Annotated in this window: 12 protein-coding genes; 8 read left to right on the top strand and 4 right to left on the bottom strand. The window is 67.4% G+C overall.

Features of this window, described 5'->3' with window-relative positions:
• Positions 1-15: 15 nt before the first annotated feature.
• The 3 genes from ACCQ04_RS15270 to ACCQ04_RS15260 all read right to left on the bottom strand — a co-directional run bounded on the left by ACCQ04_RS15270 (position 16) and on the right by ACCQ04_RS15260 (position 6853).
• Positions 16-2166 carry a phosphocholine-specific phospholipase C gene (locus ACCQ04_RS15270; RefSeq protein ID WP_226427316.1) on the bottom strand — a complete coding sequence of 717 codons (2151 nt, stop codon included), beginning with the start codon at positions 2164-2166 and terminating at the stop codon, positions 16-18.
• A gap of 228 nt (positions 2167-2394) precedes the next feature.
• Entirely contained in the window at positions 2395-4806 is a 2412-nt protein-coding gene (locus ACCQ04_RS15265; protein ID WP_226427315.1) for a TonB-dependent receptor domain-containing protein, read from the bottom strand.
• An 802-nt stretch (positions 4807-5608) separates the two neighbouring features.
• Positions 5609-6853, bottom strand: a complete 1245-nt coding sequence (locus ACCQ04_RS15260) for an MFS transporter (RefSeq protein ID WP_039525935.1) — start codon at positions 6851-6853, stop codon at positions 5609-5611.
• Positions 6854-7305: 452 nt separating this feature from the next.
• Here ACCQ04_RS15260 and ACCQ04_RS15255 point away from each other — a divergent pair, with 452 nt between their 5' ends.
• Entirely contained in the window at positions 7306-7599 is a 294-nt protein-coding gene (locus tag ACCQ04_RS15255; protein ID WP_104646164.1) for an FmdB family zinc ribbon protein, read from the top strand.
• An 84-nt stretch (positions 7600-7683) separates the two neighbouring features.
• Here ACCQ04_RS15255 and ACCQ04_RS15250 read toward each other — a convergent pair whose 3' ends face one another.
• Positions 7684-8454, bottom strand: a complete 771-nt coding sequence (locus ACCQ04_RS15250; protein ID WP_184456765.1) for a DUF3011 domain-containing protein — start codon at positions 8452-8454, stop codon at positions 7684-7686.
• A 157-nt stretch (positions 8455-8611) separates the two neighbouring features.
• On the opposite strand from ACCQ04_RS15250, the gene aspS reads away from it, so the two are divergent.
• From aspS to ACCQ04_RS15215, 7 genes are all read left to right on the top strand, one after another.
• Complete coding sequence (aspS, locus tag ACCQ04_RS15245; protein WP_039525940.1) at positions 8612-10378, top strand: aspartate--tRNA ligase; 1767 nt, start codon at positions 8612-8614, stop codon at positions 10376-10378.
• 417 nt (positions 10379-10795) lie between these two features.
• Positions 10796-11323 (top strand): GNAT family N-acetyltransferase, encoded by a 528-nt coding sequence (locus ACCQ04_RS15240; protein ID WP_054591029.1) that lies wholly within the window; start codon positions 10796-10798, stop codon positions 11321-11323.
• Between the two features lie 235 nt (positions 11324-11558).
• Complete coding sequence (locus ACCQ04_RS15235; RefSeq protein ID WP_372358787.1) at positions 11559-12236, top strand: alpha/beta fold hydrolase; 678 nt, start codon at positions 11559-11561, stop codon at positions 12234-12236.
• Positions 12237-12311: 75 nt separating this feature from the next.
• Positions 12312-13040 carry a YebC/PmpR family DNA-binding transcriptional regulator gene (locus tag ACCQ04_RS15230; protein ID WP_024940614.1) on the top strand — a complete coding sequence of 243 codons (729 nt, stop codon included), beginning with the start codon at positions 12312-12314 and terminating at the stop codon, positions 13038-13040.
• A gap of 112 nt (positions 13041-13152) precedes the next feature.
• Positions 13153-13677, top strand: coding sequence for a crossover junction endodeoxyribonuclease RuvC (ruvC, locus tag ACCQ04_RS15225; protein ID WP_016904120.1), 525 nt, complete (start codon positions 13153-13155; stop codon positions 13675-13677).
• Between the two features lie 157 nt (positions 13678-13834).
• A complete protein-coding gene (gene ruvA / locus ACCQ04_RS15220; RefSeq protein ID WP_016904121.1) occupies positions 13835-14419 on the top strand; it encodes a Holliday junction branch migration protein RuvA in 585 nt (194 codons plus the stop codon).
• 52 nt (positions 14420-14471) lie between these two features.
• Complete coding sequence (locus ACCQ04_RS15215) at positions 14472-16379, top strand: potassium transporter Kup (RefSeq protein ID WP_026064726.1); 1908 nt, start codon at positions 14472-14474, stop codon at positions 16377-16379.
• The last annotated feature ends 2 nt before the right edge of the window (positions 16380-16381 follow it).

The raw sequence follows: 16381 nt of genomic DNA, 5'->3' as shown, positions 1-16381 counted from the left end.
GCCCGGCTGCAAGGCTCAGCCGGGTGCGCCGAACGGCAAAGGCAGGTCTTGCTGCAGCCGTGCCGGCCCGCCCATGGCTGGATCGCTGACGCTGTCGGTGCCGGTTTCGATACGTCCGGCCAGACGCTGGGCTGCGCCGTCGTGGTGTACCCACAGGTCGTACCAGCCGCCAGTCGCCGCCGCCTTCCAACGGCGCTGCTCGGTGGTGCCGGGTGCAACGCTCAGGCGTTCACGCGGCTGCGCGGCTGAATATGCGGCCGGTTGCAGCTCCACCTGCGCGAGAGTGCTGCCGGCATTGCGCAGCGATAACAACACGGCTGCGGGATCGTTCGCGTCCTGGGTGATCTCGGTCATCAGCAACGGTGCACTCAGGTCGCCACGATAGTGGCGATGGAATCCGTTGGGGCCGAGCAACCACAGATCGTAGCGGCCGTCGTCGGTGGTCCACGTGGCATCCACTGCTGCGCCGCTCCCTACGGTGTAACGGCGCGGAATCGCCGCAAGATCGAAGCGGTCGTAGACATGCAGGACCACCGCAGCACCCGCGTTGGACATGCGCAGCCTCACCTGGCCACGCTCGGGCAACGCGGCCAGTTCCACGCTTTGGCGATACGGCAGCGCCCGCGAACGGCGTGTACCGAAGGGCTGCTGCGGCGGTTGCAACGCGGCAGGCAAGGGCGGCAGTGCGTGTTCGCGCAGGGCTGCCGCGCGCGCTGCGGTCGCGCTGACATCGGGCAGCGCCGCGGCGAACGGGCGCGCATCGGCCGTGCGGAAATCGAACGCATTGACCAGGTCGCCACAGACTGCGCGCCGCCACGGTGTGATCTCCGGTGCGGGCACGCCGAAGCGGCGTTCCAGCAGCCGCAATACCGACGTGTGGTCGTACACCTGCGAATCCACCCAGCCGCCGCGGCTCCACGGCGAGATCACGTACAGCGGCACGCGCGGACCCAGGCCATAGGGGCGGCCGCGCAGCTCGGGCAGATCCACCTTCTGTTCGCCCGGTGCCGGGTGGCGGTGGTAATCGTCGTCGGTGGCAATGCTGGATGCGCCCGCAAAGCCGCCGGCCTCGCGTGGGTCCGGCGACGGCGGCGCCGGCGGCGGCATGTGATCGAAAAAGCCGTCGTTCTCGTCGAACATCAACAGCAATGCGGTGCGGCTCCACACCTGCGGGTCGGCGGTGAGCGCATCCAGCACGCGTGCGGTGTAGGCCGCGCCTTGCGCTGGACTGGACGGATCCGGATGTTCGCTGCCGGCCGCATCGGCAATGATGAAACTCACCGATGGCAGTTGCCCGCCCAGCACATCGGCGCGCAGCTGCTCGACACCGCGCGTGCTCACGCCACGCGCACGCAGTTGCGCATCGTGCCCGGGCGCAGCAGTGAAGGCCTGCCGGAACGGCGCAAAGCCCGCCAGCGGGTTGTCGGTGAAGTTGTCGCGCATGTCCTGATAGATCTGCCAGGACACGCCGGCGTTCTGTAGCTGCTCGACGTAGGTCGTCCAGTGGTAGGGGTCGGCGAAACCGCCCAGCTCCGCAAAGTTGTCGTGCGAGTTGCCGATCACCGGGCCACCGGCACGCGCCTGCGGATCGTTGCCGCCGCTCCACAGGAACACGCGATTGGAATTGGTGCCGGTCTGGATTGAGGCATGGTACGCATCGCAGATGGTGAAGGCGTCGGCGAGCGCGTACTGGAACGGAATATCCGCGCGCCGGTAATAGCCCAGCGCATGGTTGTGCTTGGCGGCGGCCCAGTGGCCGAGCCGGCCGTGATCCCAGGCGTGTTGCGCATCCACCCAACTATGCGGCGTGCCTTGCACGCGCATGAAGCCGAATTGCGCTGCCGTATCCAGCGCAAACGGCGTCAGCCATTGGCGGCCGTCCTCGCTGGGCTGCAGCCACACCGTGCGCGCGGGCGCGCCCGGTAGCGGCGGTGCGGGAATCGGAAAACGATCGCCGAACCCGCGCACGCCGGGCAGGCTGCCGAAGTAATGATCGAAGGCGCGGTTTTCCTGCATCAGGATCACCACATGCTGCAGATCCTCCAGTGTGCCGGTGCGGCGGTCCGGCGCGATGGCGGCGGCCCGCGCGATGCTGGGCGGCAGCAGCGCGGCGGCGGCACTGGCAAGCCCGGTCTGCAGAACGCGGCGGCGGGGAAGGTCGATCATCGTGTCACCTGGTTGGCGCTCCCATCCGGTCAGCGCTGGAGCGGGTCGAGCGTACCCGACGCGTCAGCGCGTGTGTTCTCTTGCGTGCTTGCAACACCGCCGATCCTCTCCGTTTGCACCTGCGTGGCAGGCGATGCAGGGGGCGGATCGGGTGGCGTGTCTTCAGCCCGATCCGCTCCAGTACATCGCAAAGCCTATCCCGCGCAGCTCGGCCCTACGCCGCCGACGCTAGAGATCCAGCGTCAACGTCAGCCCGACCGTGCGTGGCGCGGCGATAAAGGCACTGTCGCTGCCGTCCACGCCTTCCAGGTAGCGTTTGTCGGTGAGGTTGCTGACGTTGAGCGCCAGCTGCAGGCCCTTGAGCTGCGACGACAGCTGCGACAGCTCCACCCCGAGGTTGGCATCGAAGGTGGTCACGCCATCGAGTGCGGCGCGGTTGGAGGCATCCAGGTAGCGCTTGCCCAGATAGCGCCCGGACACACCGAAGCGCCACGCCTGGCCGCGCCAGTCCGCCGACATCACCAGGGTGTTGCGCGGTTGGCCGATCACCTGCGCGCCCGGGGTGATCTCCAGCGCGGTATCGCGTGCGGCGTCGCCGCTGCCCAGGTAATCGGCCTTGTTGTAGGTGTAGGCACCGTTGATGCGCCATCCGTTGTCCCAGCCATAGCCCAGTGCCGCTTCCACGCCGCGCGCATGCACGCCGCCGAAGTTCTCGTACACGCCGTCGGTTTCGCCCAGGTAATCGATGCCGGTGACGAAGTTGGCCGGCACATAGACGATGCGGTTGTCGAAGCGGATGTCGTACAGGGTCACGCTGCCGGTCAACGGCCAGCGGCTGAGGCGCAGGCCGAGTTCGACGTTGTCGGCGGTTTCCGGTTGCACGCGGCTCAGTGCGACCGGGTCGGTTTCGCCGAGCACGCCGGAGGGAATCGCAGCGAAGTTCTGCGAGTAACCGGCAAAGGCTTCCAGGCCCTGCACCGGGGTGGTCCAGGTCAGGCCGGCCGACAGCAGCGGGTCCGAATGCGAATCCGATTCCACATGCTGCGCATCGCCGATGCGGCGGTCGCGGGTCTGGTCGACGAAGAACTGCTTGACGCCCACGCGCCAGGCGAAGGCGCCGTAGCGCATCACGTCCTCGACGTAATACATCTGCTCGTCGGTCTGGTAGTTGTCCTTGAACTGCACCCAGTACGGCTGATGATCGAAGCTGATGTTGGTGCCGACGTTGAGCAGGCGATGCCAGTCGCGGGTGACACTGCGGTCGTAGCGCTCCAGCCAGGCGCCGGCGCGCACGGTGTTGTCGATGGCGCCAAGATCGGCGCGCCATTCCACATCGGCCATCGCGCCGGCGCGGTGGTTGTCGTAGTGGCTGTGCCGATACGACTGCACCGGCACCGAGCCGGCCGGATAGCAGGCCGGGTTGGATTCGGCCGGCACCGCATCGCTGCCGGCGCAGCCGGCCAGCATGGTCGCGGCCGCGCCGCCGGGCGTGAGGTAATACAGCTTGCCCAGGTCGCTGCCGGCGTACACGGTGTTGCCGCCGCGCGCTTCGGATTCCGGCGCGCCGGCGCCATCGTTGGTGACATCCACCAGATACGGCGGAATCCAGTCGCCGCGGCCCTGCATGCGATGCGCATAGCCGGTCAGCGTGGTCTTGAAGCCGTTGCCGCCATCGAAGGCGCCACGCAGGTAGCCAAAGGTGTTCTTGCGCAGCGCACGCGAGCCGGAGCGGTAGTTCTGGTCCAGGTACGGAATGCCGGTGAGCGTGCCGGTCAACAGATCGTGCTCGGGGTCGCGCGCGAACTGCTCGGGCGTCACGCTGGTGTATTCGGATTCGTCGGCATCGTCGTAGGACGCGTAGCCGCTGAGCGTCCACTTGTCCAACACGCTGACGAACTTGCCGGCCAGGTGATCGCGGCTGGTGTGGCCGCTGCCGTCGATCCAGTCGTCGTTGCGTGCGGACGAGCCGCTGACCCAGGCGCGTGTGTTGCCGCCGAGCAGGCCGGTGTCGTAGCGCGCGTAATACTTGCGTGCCTGGTTGTCGCCGATGCCGCCGATCACGCGCACGCGCTGCTCTTCCAGCGGCTCGCCGGTGAGATAGTTCAAGGTGCCGCCCAGCGCTTCGTTGGAGCGCGAGGCGATATCGGCGGTGCCCTGGCTGACTTCCACCGTTTCCAGATCCGGCATGTCGATGAAACGGTTGGCCTTGGAGCCGCCGCCATACGCCGAACCGCCATTGGGCACGCCATCGATGGTGGTGCCGATCTGCTGGGTATCGCGGTTGCTGACAAAGCCGCGCATGCTGATCTGGGTGCCCCAATCCGACGAGCCGAAGGCATCGGCCTCGGTGACCACCACGCCGGGCAGTTCGTTGAGCGCATCGTTGACGCTGCCGAGCACGAACTGGCGGTCCAGCATTTCCTTGCTGACGTTGGTCTTGGAATACGTCATCGCCTGGCCGACCACCTGAACCTGATCCAGCGTGGACACCTGTTCGCCAGCGCTGCCCGGTTCGGCCGCAGCCGGGCCAGACGCTGCGCCATCGGGGACTTGTTGCGCATAAGCGGGCAGGGTGAGCGGAACCAGCAACAAGGCGAGCGTGGCCGGACGGCGCACGCGCGAGGAGGACGTCGAATCCATTGCAATCCAACAAGCGGGGAGGGTCCGCAAAGACTGCCGCGCTTGCATTGCGTGATGATGACCGCGCTAAAGGTGTGGCCGGGATCACCAGATGGACTTGGGAAGTCCTAACGTCGGGACGATGGCGATCCAGCGCTGTCTGGATGTTTCCGGGCCGCGCTGGTTGCAAGACACCTGGAGTTTCGCGCCGCAGCGTTGTCTTCACTCCAAGACAAGCGGTTTCGAGTCGTCGCGTTGTTGTAGATGCACTCAAGTGCTCAGGTCAAAAGCCTGGTGAGTCGAGTGCGCGGTGCCCTCACCACTTGCGGGACACGCCGTGAATCCGTCCATGGAGGCTCCTTGGCGGCATCCATGCCGCCAAGGGTCCCGCAACCGGTAAGGACACCGCACCAGACATTTGGTCGGTGGCCGCGTGAAAAGCCGCTTGTCGAAACGTGTGTCGGGTTTCGAGCGGCACACCACTATCGAGCAACGCGCATCACGCACTGCTCTTAACCATGCACGCCGACCACCTTGACTGGTCCTTGTCCGCTCACCGTCGCGGGACCTTACGCGGCATGGATGCCGCGTAAGAGCCTACAAGGACGTACTTGCGGCGTGTCCTGCGATGGTGGGCGGGCAAGGGCCTTGCAGCCAGGCCGCAGATCAACCGCTTGACAACTGATCCATTCAAAAAGTCGTCCACCAGCTGCTTCGCCTTGCGGCGCCCCTCGCAATGGTGGGCGGGCAAAGGGGCCTCTGCAGCAACGCCGCAGATCGCCTGATCAGCAGCGCAGCGACTGACGACAGCGAGATAGGGGTGTCAGCCGCCCTTGGCGTGCGGCGGTGCTTCGGTCTGTTGTGTTTCCGGCATCAACTCCAGCGCCGATGGCGTGGTGCGCAGCATCGGGCGGAAGGAGATCGGATGGGTGCGGCGGCGCGTGAAGCGCAGCAAGCGGGTCAGGGTAAATCCGGACAGCGCCAACAGCATCACCGCGAAATACACCGGCAGTGCCGCTGGTCCGAATTTCTGCATTGCGCCACCGGCCAGGGCCGGACCGATCGCCGCGCCCACGCCATGCACCAGCAGCAGGCTGCTGCAGCCGGAGAGCAGATCTTCGCGCGGCAGGTAATCGAGCATGTGCGCCACCGCAAACGGATACAGCGAGAACGCCAGCCCGCCGTAGACGAAGAACAGCACGAACAACAGTTGGGTCTGTGCCTGCACCATCGGCACCGCGGCAGCGATCGCAATGCCGGCCGCCAGCACGCTGATCGTGACCAGGCCGATGCGCCGGTCATGGCCATCGCTGATGCGCCCGATCGGCCACTGCAACACCGCGCCGCCGATGATGGCGGTGAGCATGAACATCGCCACGCCATCGGCATCCAGCCCGATGCGGTTGGCGTACACCGGCAACAAGCCCCAGAACGCCCCCATCGCCAGGCCCGACAGTCCCGCGCCGATGGTCGCCACCGGCGCCAACGCATACAGCGTTTTCAGTCGCAGCCGCGAGACGTGCGGCACTTCGGGCGGAATCAGGCGCGTGGTCATCACCGGCATCACTGCCGCACAGATCAGGATTGCCGTCAGCGTGAACATCGCCGGTGCGCCCGCATCGCCTGCAGTGAGCAGGATCTGGCCCAGCGCCAACGCCGACAGGTTGATCGCCATGTACACCGAGAACACCCGACTGCGCCGACGCGCGTCCGGCTCGGCGTTGAGCCAGCTTTCGATCACCGTGTACAGGCCGACCAGTGCCGCGCCGGTGACCAGGCGCAGCAGGCCCCAGCCCCAGGCGTTCAACCAGATCGGATGCAGCAACACGGCAATCGCCGCCAGCGCCGCGTAAAAGGCGAACGCGCGGATATGCCCGATGCGCCGAATCAGCGGCGGTGCGAAAAAGGTGCCGAGAAAGAAGCCGGCGAAATACCCGGACATGATCAGGCCCAGCGCACGCGCATCGAAACCGGCCTGGCCACCGCGCACGGCAAGCAAGGTGCCGAGCAGCCCGCTGCCGGTTAGCAACAGGGCAACGCCCAGCAATAAGGCAGTCAGCCGCAACATGGATGCGGTCCTCGTGGGGGGAGAGGCGCGTCGATCACGTGTTCGAGTGTAGCAGCCCGGGTTGTGCGGCTTGATCGAAACGACCTGGCTCTGTAGCTCTCGATAGCGGCAGGTGTGAGGTCAGGCCGATGCAAAGCGCGAGTTTGTGGCGTGCGGGATGGTCGCCTCATCTCTCTGCGCGGTTCGCGAGGTCACGCCGATTTGATGACTGCTCGATGCGTAGGCTGCGATCTTCGATACGCGCGCGACACTCCGACCTCGTGCTTCTGCCGATTGGAACGGCGATGTCGAGCGAGCGCACCTGGCGCGCAAGTGCGACGCAACCACCACCAATCGATGTCTCTCACCCGCAAGATGTTCGCGCGCGTGCAAGGTCGCAGACGGCCCACTGCACCTGCCCGCCCGCATCCGTCTAGAATCTGCGCCCCGCATCGTCTTCAGCTGATCCTGCCATGCCCATCTACGGTTTCCAGTGCACCACCTGCGGTCACGCCTTCGACCGCTTGCAGAAGATGGCCGACCCCGATCCGCAGACCTGTCCGGCCTGCGCGGCGGCCACGATCAAGCGCCAGATCACCGCGCCCTCGTTCCGTCTGTCCGGCAGCGGCTGGTACGAGACCGACTTCAAGTCGGCGGGCGAGAAGAAGAAAAACCTCACCGAAACCAGCAGCGCCGGTGGCGATGCCAAGCCGGCAACCGCCGCCGAGAGCAAGCCCGCTGCCAAGCCCGCGGCCGACCCCGCCTGAGCCGGACCAGCGCGCCGCAGCCACTGGCAGGGCGGACGTTCCAACCCCTGGGCCCAGCCGCGCGCGGCGCGCCCATCCGCGGCCTCAACGCGCCTCGAAGCGTGCCCGGCAACCATCGTTGACCCACACCGTCGCGCGGCGCTCGTCGTACCCCCAGCTGCGGCCTTCTTCGCAACGGGTGTCGGACAGCTGGCGGGTCAGCACCGGGCGGCCATAGCGGCCATCCCAGCCGCAGGTACGCAGGCGGCGGTCGTCGCTGGCGCAGGTGATGGCGTAATCGTTGCGCGGGCGGTCGTCGCGGCCACCGTAGCCGCCGTCACCCCGGTCCCAGCCGCCGCCGCGTGCCTGCGCAAACTCGCCCCGGCAGCCGTCGTCCACCCAGATCCGGCCCCCGTCCTGGCGCCAGTTGCGGCCTTCCACGCAGGGCGTGTTGGACAGCTGGCGCACCAGCATGGCGCGGCGCCAGCCGGTGTCGCAGATCTTCTGGCGCTGGTCGTTGCTCTCGCAGCGCACCGTGCCGGCCACCCCGCCGCCGCCGGGGCCACCGGTGCCGCCCCAGCCGCCGCCGTTGCGGCCATCGACAAAGCGCGCGCGGCAGCCGTTGTCGACCCAGACGCGGCCGCGCTCGCTGCCCCAATTGCGGCCTTCGATGCAGCGCGTGCCGGAGATGTTCTCGACCAGCACCGCGCGGCCGCGGAACGGCGTATCGCACTCGCGGCGACGGTTGTCGTTGCTGGAGCAGGTGATGCTGGGGCCGTTCCAGCCGCGGTCCTGCGCGGCGGCAGGCGCGCTGGTCAGCAGGCCGGTCAGGGTGATCAGGCCGAAGCCGGAGAGCAGCAGGGCGGTGCGCAGCATCGTGGCGTCCTTGGTGCGGAAGGGTCTGGCGCCTATTCAGCCGGGCCCTGACTTAAGCGGCCATGAGCGCCCGCCGATTTGCTCCTGCCGCCCGCCGGCCCCAGAATATCCGGCTCTCCGGCGCTGTCCTGTGTCGGGTTTTTCAGCGGAGCTTTCGATGCGTACCCACTTCTGCGGCCTGGTCGACGAGACCTTGATCGGCCAAACCGTCACTCTCGCCGGCTGGACCGACGTGGCCCGCAACCTGGGCGGGGTGTGCTTCATCGACCTGCGCGACCACGAAGGCATCGTGCAGGTGACGGTCGAACCGGTGGCCGGCGACGACGCCAGTGCCGAGCTGTTCAAGGTGGCCGCCAGCCTTGGCTACGAGGACGTGCTGCAGGTCGAAGGTGTGGTGCGTGCGCGGCACGCGGTCAACGACAAGCTGCGCACCGGCAAGGTGGAAGTGATCGCCACCCGCATCAGCATCCTCAACAAGGCCGCGCCGCTGCCGTTCCACGCGCACGAGAACCCGGGCGAGGAGACGCGCCTGAAGTACCGCTATCTGGACCTGCGCCGTCCGGAAATGCAGCGCATGCAGCGCACCCGCATCAAGCTGGTGCAGGCGCTGCGCCGGCACCTGGACGCACGCGATTTCCAGGACATCGAAACCCCGATCCTGACCAAGGCCACCCCGGAAGGCGCGCGCGACTTCCTGGTGCCGGCGCGGATGCATCCGGGCGAGTTCTACGCCTTGCCGCAGAGCCCGCAGCTGTTCAAGCAGATCCTGATGGTGGCCGGCTTCGACCGCTATTACCAGATCGCGCGTTGCTTCCGCGACGAAGCGCTGCGCGCCGACCGCCAGCTGGAATTCACCCAGCTCGACATGGAATTCGCCTTCGTGCGCGAGCGCGACGTGCAGGATTTCGTCGAAGACATGATCCGCGCCATCTTCGCCGAAGTGGTGGACGTCGAACTGGCCGCGCAGTTCCCGCGCATGACCTGGGCCGAGGCGATGCGTCGCTATGGCTCGGACAAGCCGGACCTGCGCATCGCGCTGGAACTGGTCGACGTGGCCGAACTGGTCAAGAGCAGCGAGTTCCCGGTGTTCACCGCCGCCGCCAACGATGCCGACGGCCGCGTGGCCGCGCTGCGCATCCCTGGTGGCGCCACGCTGTCGCGCAAACAGATCGACGAATACGCCGCCCACGCTGCCAAGTACGGCGCCAAGGGCCTGGCCTACGTCAAACTGTCGGAGAGTGGCGAAGTCAGCTCGCCGATCGCCAAGTTCTTTAGCGAAGACGCCTTCGCTGCGCTGCTCAAGCACGTCGGGGCCGGCAACGGCGACATCGTGTTCTTCGGTGCCGGCGGCTACAACAAGGTGTCCGACTTCATGGGCGCGCTGCGTTTGAAGGCCGGCAAGGATTTCAACCTGATCGCCGATGGCTGGGCGCCGCTGTGGGTCACCGATTTCCCGATGTTCGAGTGGGACGAGGAGGCGCAGCGCTACGTGGCCCTGCATCACCCCTTCACCGCGCCGGCGGTGGACGACATCGCCGACCTGCGCGCCAATGCCCGCACGGCGGTGTCGCGCGGTTACGACATGGTGCTCAACGGCAACGAAATCGGCGGCGGCTCGATCCGTATCCACCGCCCGGACATGCAGAGCGCGGTGTTCGAGCTGCTCGGCATCGGCGCCGAGGAAGCGCGCGCCAAGTTCGGCTTCCTGCTGGATGCGCTCAACTACGGCGCACCGCCGCACGGCGGCATCGCCTTCGGCATCGACCGCATCGCGGCGCTGATGGCAGGCACCGACTCCATCCGCGACGTCATCCCGTTCCCCAAGACCACCGGCGCACAGGACCTGATGACCGACGCCCCGTCGCCGATCGCCGCCGATCAGCTGGCCGAAGTGCACGTGCAGGTACGCCCCAAGCAGGTCTGACCTGCCGCCCACACGGCCACCCCAGCGTGGCCGTGCAGCCGACACGCTGCGCCGTGCAGCGTGTCGCGTGCAGAGATGCCGCGGGCGCATCGCGCCCCCGCTCAACGATCGATACCCACACCGGCGGCGCCTGCCGCAGCCGCGACGCAGGGCCTTGCTCCGCGCTCGCCCTCAACAACGCACTGCGCGCAGTCCACACCCGCGCCGGCCCGCAAACGCGGATCGGATCGCGGATGCTCTTCCGATTCCCGATTCCCGATTCCCGATTCCCGAATCCCGAATCCCGAATCCCGAATCCCGAATCCCGAATCCCGAATCCCGAATCCCGAATCCCGAATCCCGAATCCCGAATCCCCGCTTGCGACCCCACCACCGCATGCGCGAAGCTGCCACGTCCACCCGGCAAGAGAAGCCCGCATGACCCGCATCCGCCGCGCCACACCGGACGATGCCGAAGCCTTGTCGCTGCTGGCTGCGCAGACCTTTACCGAAACCTTCGGGCATCTCTACCCGCAGGAGGATCTGCACGGCTTCCTGCAGGAGACCTATGCGGTCGAGCGCGCGCGCATCGTGCTGGCGCATCCGGACTATGCGATCTGGCTGCTGGAGATGGACAACCTGCTGGTCGGCCACGCTGCCGCCGGCCCCTGCGGGCTGCCGCACCAGGACGTGCGTCCCGGCGACGGTGAGCTCAAGCGGCTGTATCTGTTGAAGGACTACCAGAACAGCGGTTGGGGCAGCCGCCTGTTCGAGACCACGCTGGACTGGCTGGAGCGCGACGGCCCGCGCACGCTGTGGATCGGCGTGTGGTCGGAGAATTTCGGCGCGCAGCGTTTCTACGCCCGCTACGGGTTCGAAAAGGTCGGCGAATACGATTTCCCGGTCGGCAAGATCCTCGACCGCGAATTCATCCTGCGCCGCACCCCGCGCGTTGCGGCCGATTGAACGGCGCGCCGATGCCCGGCTGGCGCGGCGTGCGACTACGATTGCCGGCGCCGGGCCACGCTGAGTGCCACCGGCACCATCCCCAACTCGGTCGCCTGCAGGCCGGCACGCGCATCGGTTGTCGGTCTGCCGGCCCGGCGCGGGTGGCGTTGATTCGCGCGCAAGCGACCTGCGGCAGATCCGCCGCACATCCGCGCTCACCTGAAGCCGGCGCCAAGTCGCGGTCATGACCTCCGTGTCCGGCGCATCCTCGTTCATCCCGGGTCACTCCCAACGCATCCTGCGTGAGCGGGCGAGCGCCGCGACCGCCGACGTGCTGCTGGTGCACGGCATCTGGAACACCGCGCACTGGCTGTTGCCGCTCGCGCGCCGGCTGCGTGCCGAGGGCCTGGCGCCGGCGCTGTTCGGCTACGCCAGCGTGCTCGGCGGACCCGAACGGGCCGTGCCACGGCTGATCGAACGCCTGCAGGCGACCGGCGCGCAATTGCTGGTCTGCCACAGCCTGGGCGGGCTGGTCGCGCTGCAGGCCCTGCGCGCTGCGCCCGAATTGCCGGTGCGCCGCGTGGTCTGTCTGGGCTCGCCGTTGTGCGGCAGCGCCGCCGCGCGCGGCCTGGCCCGCCGCGGCGGGCGCTGGGCGCTGGGGCGTAGCGCGGCCTTGCTGCAGCACGGTGTCGTGCGATGGGAGGGCGAGGCGGAGATCGGCCAGATCGCCGGCACCGTCGCGCGCGGGGTGGGGCGATGGCTGGCGCCGCTGGACGGCGGCTCGGACGGCACCGTGGCGCTGGCCGAAACCCGCCTGCCCGGGCTGCGCGACCATTGCGTGGTGCAGGCCAGCCACAGCGGCCTGTTGCGCTCGCCCGAGGCGGCGCAGCAGGTGCTGCGCTTCCTGCGCCAGGGCCGGTTCCGCCACTGAACGCCGCCGCCCCGGTGCGGGCGAGCAATCAGGTAAAATCCGCGCCCTGTCATCCAAGCCAGTCTGGAACCACCCATGGGTAGAGGCCCCTCCATCGAAGGCCGCAAGAACGCCTCCGACGCCAAGCGCGGCAAGATGTTCACCAAGATCATTCGCGAGATCAGCGTCGCCGCGCGCGGCGGCGGTGGCGATCCGTCCAACAACCCGCGCCTGCGCGTGGCGGTGGATAAGGGTCTATCGGCGAACATGTCCAAGGACGTCATCGAGCGCGCCATCAAGAAAGCCACCGGCGAGCTGGAAGGCGTGGAATACGAGGAAGTGCGCTACGAGGGCTACGCCCCCGGCGGCGTGGCGGTGATCGTGGACTGCCTGACCGACAACCGCGTGCGCGCGGTGGCCGATGTGCGCCATGCCTTCAGCAAGTGCGGCGGCAACATGGGCACCGACGGCTCGGTGGCCTTCATGTTCAAGCGCCTGGGCGTGCTGAGCTTTGCCGCCGGCACCGACGAAGACACCCTCACCGACGCGGCGATCGAGGCCGGCGCCGACGATGTGGTGGTCTACCCGGAAGACGGCGCCATCGACGTGCTGACCGCCCCGGACGCCTTTGCCCAGGTCAAGCAGGCGCTGACCGCCGCCGGCCTGGAGCCGGCGCACGCCGAAATCACCTTCCGCGCCGAAAACGACATCGCCGTCGACGGCGACACCGCCGTGCAGGTCCGCAAGCTGCTCGACATGCTCGAAGACCTGGACGATGTCCAGGACGTCTATTCGAACGTCGATCAAGCGGCGCTTGGCGCCTGATGATGGCCGGGATGGCGGGATTCGTTATTCGGGATTCGCAACAGCAATGCGATCGCCGCACTGCAGGTGCGTCACTAATCTCGAATCCCGAATCCCCAATCCCGGCGTTTCGATGACCCGCATCCTCGGCATCGATCCCGGCTCCCAGCGCACCGGGCTCGGCATCATCGACGTCGACGAGAGCGGTCGCAGCCGGCATGTCTATCATGCGCCGCTGGTGCTGCTGGGCGAGGGCGACTTCGCGCAGCGGCTCAAGCGCCTGCTGCACGGGCTGGGCGAGGTGATCGAGACCTACCGGCCACAGGAAGTGGCGATCGAGAAGGTGTTCATGGGCAAGAGCGCCGATTCCGCGCTCAAGCTGGGCCACGCGCGCGGCGCGGCGATCTGCGCAGTGGTGCTGCGCGATCTGCCGGTGCACGAGTACGCTGCCACCGAGATCAAGCTGGCGCTGGTCGGCAAGGGCGGGGCGGACAAGGTGCAGGTGCAGCACATGGTCGGCATCATGCTCAACCTGAAAGGCAAGCTGCAGGCCGACGCCGCCGACGCACTGGCGGTCGCCATCACTCACGCCCACGTGCGCGCCACCGCGCAGCGCCTGGGCGTCAATACCCAACAGGCCTGGAGCCGCAAGAAATGAGAATCGGGATTCGGGAATCGGGATTGGGGATTGGCAACGGCAGGTCCGTCCGCGCTGAGCTGATCGGGCTGTACGCGGCCGTCGTCAACGGCCGCGAGGGAACTAACCAATCCCCAATCCCCAATGCCCAATCCCGGCACCTCCTTGGAGGTGCCCAATGATCGGCCGCCTGCGCGGGCTGCTGGCCTACAAGCAGCCGCCGTGGCTGGTGATCGATGTCGGTGGGGTGGGGTATGAGCTGGAGGCGCCGATGAGCACCTTCTACGACCTGCCCGATGTCGGCCGCGACGTGATCCTGTTCACCCACTACGCGCAGAAGGAAGACAGCGTGTCGCTGTACGGATTCCTGCGCGAAGGCGAGCGCCGGCTGTTCCGCGACGTGCAGAAGGTCACCGGCATCGGCGCCAAGATCGCGCTGGCGGTGCTGTCCGGGGTCAGCGTGGACGAGTTCGCCCGCCTGATCACCAGCGGCGACATCACCGCGCTGACCCGCATCCCCGGCATCGGCAAGAAGACCGCCGAGCGTATGGTGGTGGAGCTGCGCGACCGCGCCGCCGACTTCAGCAGTGGCGCGCCGATCACCGGCCAGCTCGGCCCGGATGCGGTGTCCGAGGCCACGGTGGCCTTGCAGCAACTGGGTTACAAGCCGGCCGAGGCCGCACGCATGGCACGCGAGGCCGGGGCAGAAGGCGACGAAGTCGCCACGGTCATTCGCAAGGCCCTCCAGGCCGCGCTGCGTTAGGCCGCGCCGTCCTCCTCTCCTTCACGCCACTTGGCGATACCCTGCCCACTTCATGTCCCAGACCCCCACTTCCGCAGCTGGCCACGGCCATGCGCCTGCCAATAGCCATATGGCCTTGGTCATCGGCGCCATTGGCGTCGTCTTCGGCGATATCGGTACCAGTCCGCTGTACACCCTCAAGGAGGCGTTCTCGCCGCACTACGGGCTGACCAGCGACCACGACACCGTGCTGGGCGTGCTGTCGCTGGCGTTCTGGGCGCTGATGGTCACGGTGACGCTCAAGTACGTCACCATCATCATGCGTGCCGACAACGAGGGCGAGGGCGGCATCATGGCCTTGATGGCGCTGACCCAGCGCACCCTGCGCAGCGGGTCGCGCTCGGCGTACGTGGTCGGCATCCTCGGCATCTTCGGCGCCTCGCTGTTCTTCGGCGATGGCGTGATCACCCCGGCCATCTCGGTGATGGGCGCGGTCGAAGGCCTGGAAATCGCCGCGCCCAGCCTGCATCCCTTCATCGTGCCGATCACCGTGATCGTGCTGCTGGTGGTGTTCATGGTGCAGCGCTTCGGCACCGAAAAGGTCGGCAAGGTGTTCGGCCCGATCACCTGCCTGTGGTTCCTGTCGCTGGGGGCAATCGGCGCCTGGAACATCGTCGACGCGCCGGAAGTGATGAAGGCCTTCAACCCCTGGTGGGCGATCCGCTTCTTCATGGAGCACGGCTGGCACGGGGTGTTCATCCTGGGCGCAGTGGTGCTGGCGGTGACCGGCGGTGAAGCGCTGTATGCGGACATGGGCCACTTCGGCGCCAAGCCGATCCGCCATGGCTGGTATTTCTTCGTGTTGCCGATGCTGCTGCTCAACTACCTGGGGCAGGGCGCGCTGGTGCTCAATCACCCCTCCGCACTGAAGAACCCGTTCTTCGAAGCGGTGCCGGGCTGGGCGCTGTATCCGATGATCATCCTGGCCACGCTGGCGGCCGTGATCGCGTCGCAGGCGGTCATCACCGGCGCCTATTCGGTGGCCCGCCAGGCGATGCAGCTGGGCTACATCCCGCGCATGCTGATCAAGCACACCTCGCGCACCACCATCGGCCAGATCTACGTGCCCGGCATCAACTGGCTGCTGATGGTGATGGTGATCGCGCTGGTGCTGATCTTCCGCAGTTCCACCAATCTGGCGGTGGCCTACGGCATCTCGGTGTCGATGACCATGCTGATCGATACCCTGCTGCTGGCGCTGGTGGCGCGCTCGTTGTGGCCGCGCTGGCGCAACTGGGTGCTGCCGCTGTGCGTGGTGTTCTTCTTCATCGAGCTGGCCTTCGTCATCGCCAACGGCGCCAAGCTGTTGCAGGGTGCCTGGTTCCCGCTGGCGCTGGGCATCGTGGTGTTCACCCTGATGCGCACCTGGCGCCGCGGCCGCGCGCTGCTGCGCGAGGAAATCCGCAAGGACGGCATCCGCATCGACAGCTTCCTGCCGGGCCTGATGCTGGCCCCGCCGGCGCGCGTGCCGGGCATGGCGGTGTTCCTCACCGCCGACCCGATGGTGGTGCCGCATGCGCTGATGCACAACCTCAAGCACAACAAGGTGCTGCACGAGCGCAACATCTTCCTCAACGTCGACACCTTGCCGATCCCGTACGCGCCGGCGGACAAGCGCCTGCAGATCGAGTCGATCGGCGACGAGTTCTACCGCGTCTATGTGCGCTTCGGCTTCATGGAAACGCCGGACGTGCCGCTGGCACTGATGCGTTCCTGCGACCAGGGCGGCATCCATTTCGACCCGATGGACACCACCTTCTTCGCCAGCCGCGAGACCATCGTGGCCAGCGCCAACCGCGGCATGCCGATCTGGCGCGACAAGCTGTTCGCGCTGATGCATCGCAACGCCGCCCCGGCCACCGGCTTCTTCCGCATCCCCGGCAATCGCCTGGTCGAGCTGGGCGCGCAAGTGGAGATCTGAGC

The organism is Xanthomonas sp. NCPPB 2866, assembly GCF_041475745.2.
GTDB classification, from domain to species: Bacteria; Pseudomonadota; Gammaproteobacteria; order Xanthomonadales; family Xanthomonadaceae; genus Xanthomonas; species Xanthomonas arboricola.
This window is presented reverse-complemented; position numbering and strand designations above follow the sequence as displayed.

Excerpts from the sequence above, each read along its gene's own strand:
- ruvC (WP_016904120.1), top strand. The coding sequence starts at position 13,153 with ATGACCCGCATCCTCGGCATCGATCCCGGCTCCCAGCGCACCGGGCTC.
- ACCQ04_RS15270 (WP_226427316.1), bottom strand. The coding sequence starts at position 2,166 with ATGATCGACCTTCCCCGCCGCCGCGTTCTGCAGACCGGGCTTGCCAGT.
- ACCQ04_RS15260 (WP_039525935.1), bottom strand. The coding sequence starts at position 6,853 with ATGTTGCGGCTGACTGCCTTATTGCTGGGCGTTGCCCTGTTGCTAACC.
- aspS (WP_039525940.1), top strand. The coding sequence starts at position 8,612 with ATGCGTACCCACTTCTGCGGCCTGGTCGACGAGACCTTGATCGGCCAA.
- ACCQ04_RS15230 (WP_024940614.1), top strand. The coding sequence starts at position 12,312 with ATGGGTAGAGGCCCCTCCATCGAAGGCCGCAAGAACGCCTCCGACGCC.
- ACCQ04_RS15265 (WP_226427315.1), bottom strand. The coding sequence starts at position 4,806 with ATGGATTCGACGTCCTCCTCGCGCGTGCGCCGTCCGGCCACGCTCGCC.
- ACCQ04_RS15250 (WP_184456765.1), bottom strand. The coding sequence starts at position 8,454 with ATGCTGCGCACCGCCCTGCTGCTCTCCGGCTTCGGCCTGATCACCCTG.
- ruvA (WP_016904121.1), top strand. The coding sequence starts at position 13,835 with ATGATCGGCCGCCTGCGCGGGCTGCTGGCCTACAAGCAGCCGCCGTGG.
- ACCQ04_RS15215 (WP_026064726.1), top strand. The coding sequence starts at position 14,472 with ATGTCCCAGACCCCCACTTCCGCAGCTGGCCACGGCCATGCGCCTGCC.
- ACCQ04_RS15240 (WP_054591029.1), top strand. The coding sequence starts at position 10,796 with ATGACCCGCATCCGCCGCGCCACACCGGACGATGCCGAAGCCTTGTCG.
- ACCQ04_RS15255 (WP_104646164.1), top strand. The coding sequence starts at position 7,306 with ATGCCCATCTACGGTTTCCAGTGCACCACCTGCGGTCACGCCTTCGAC.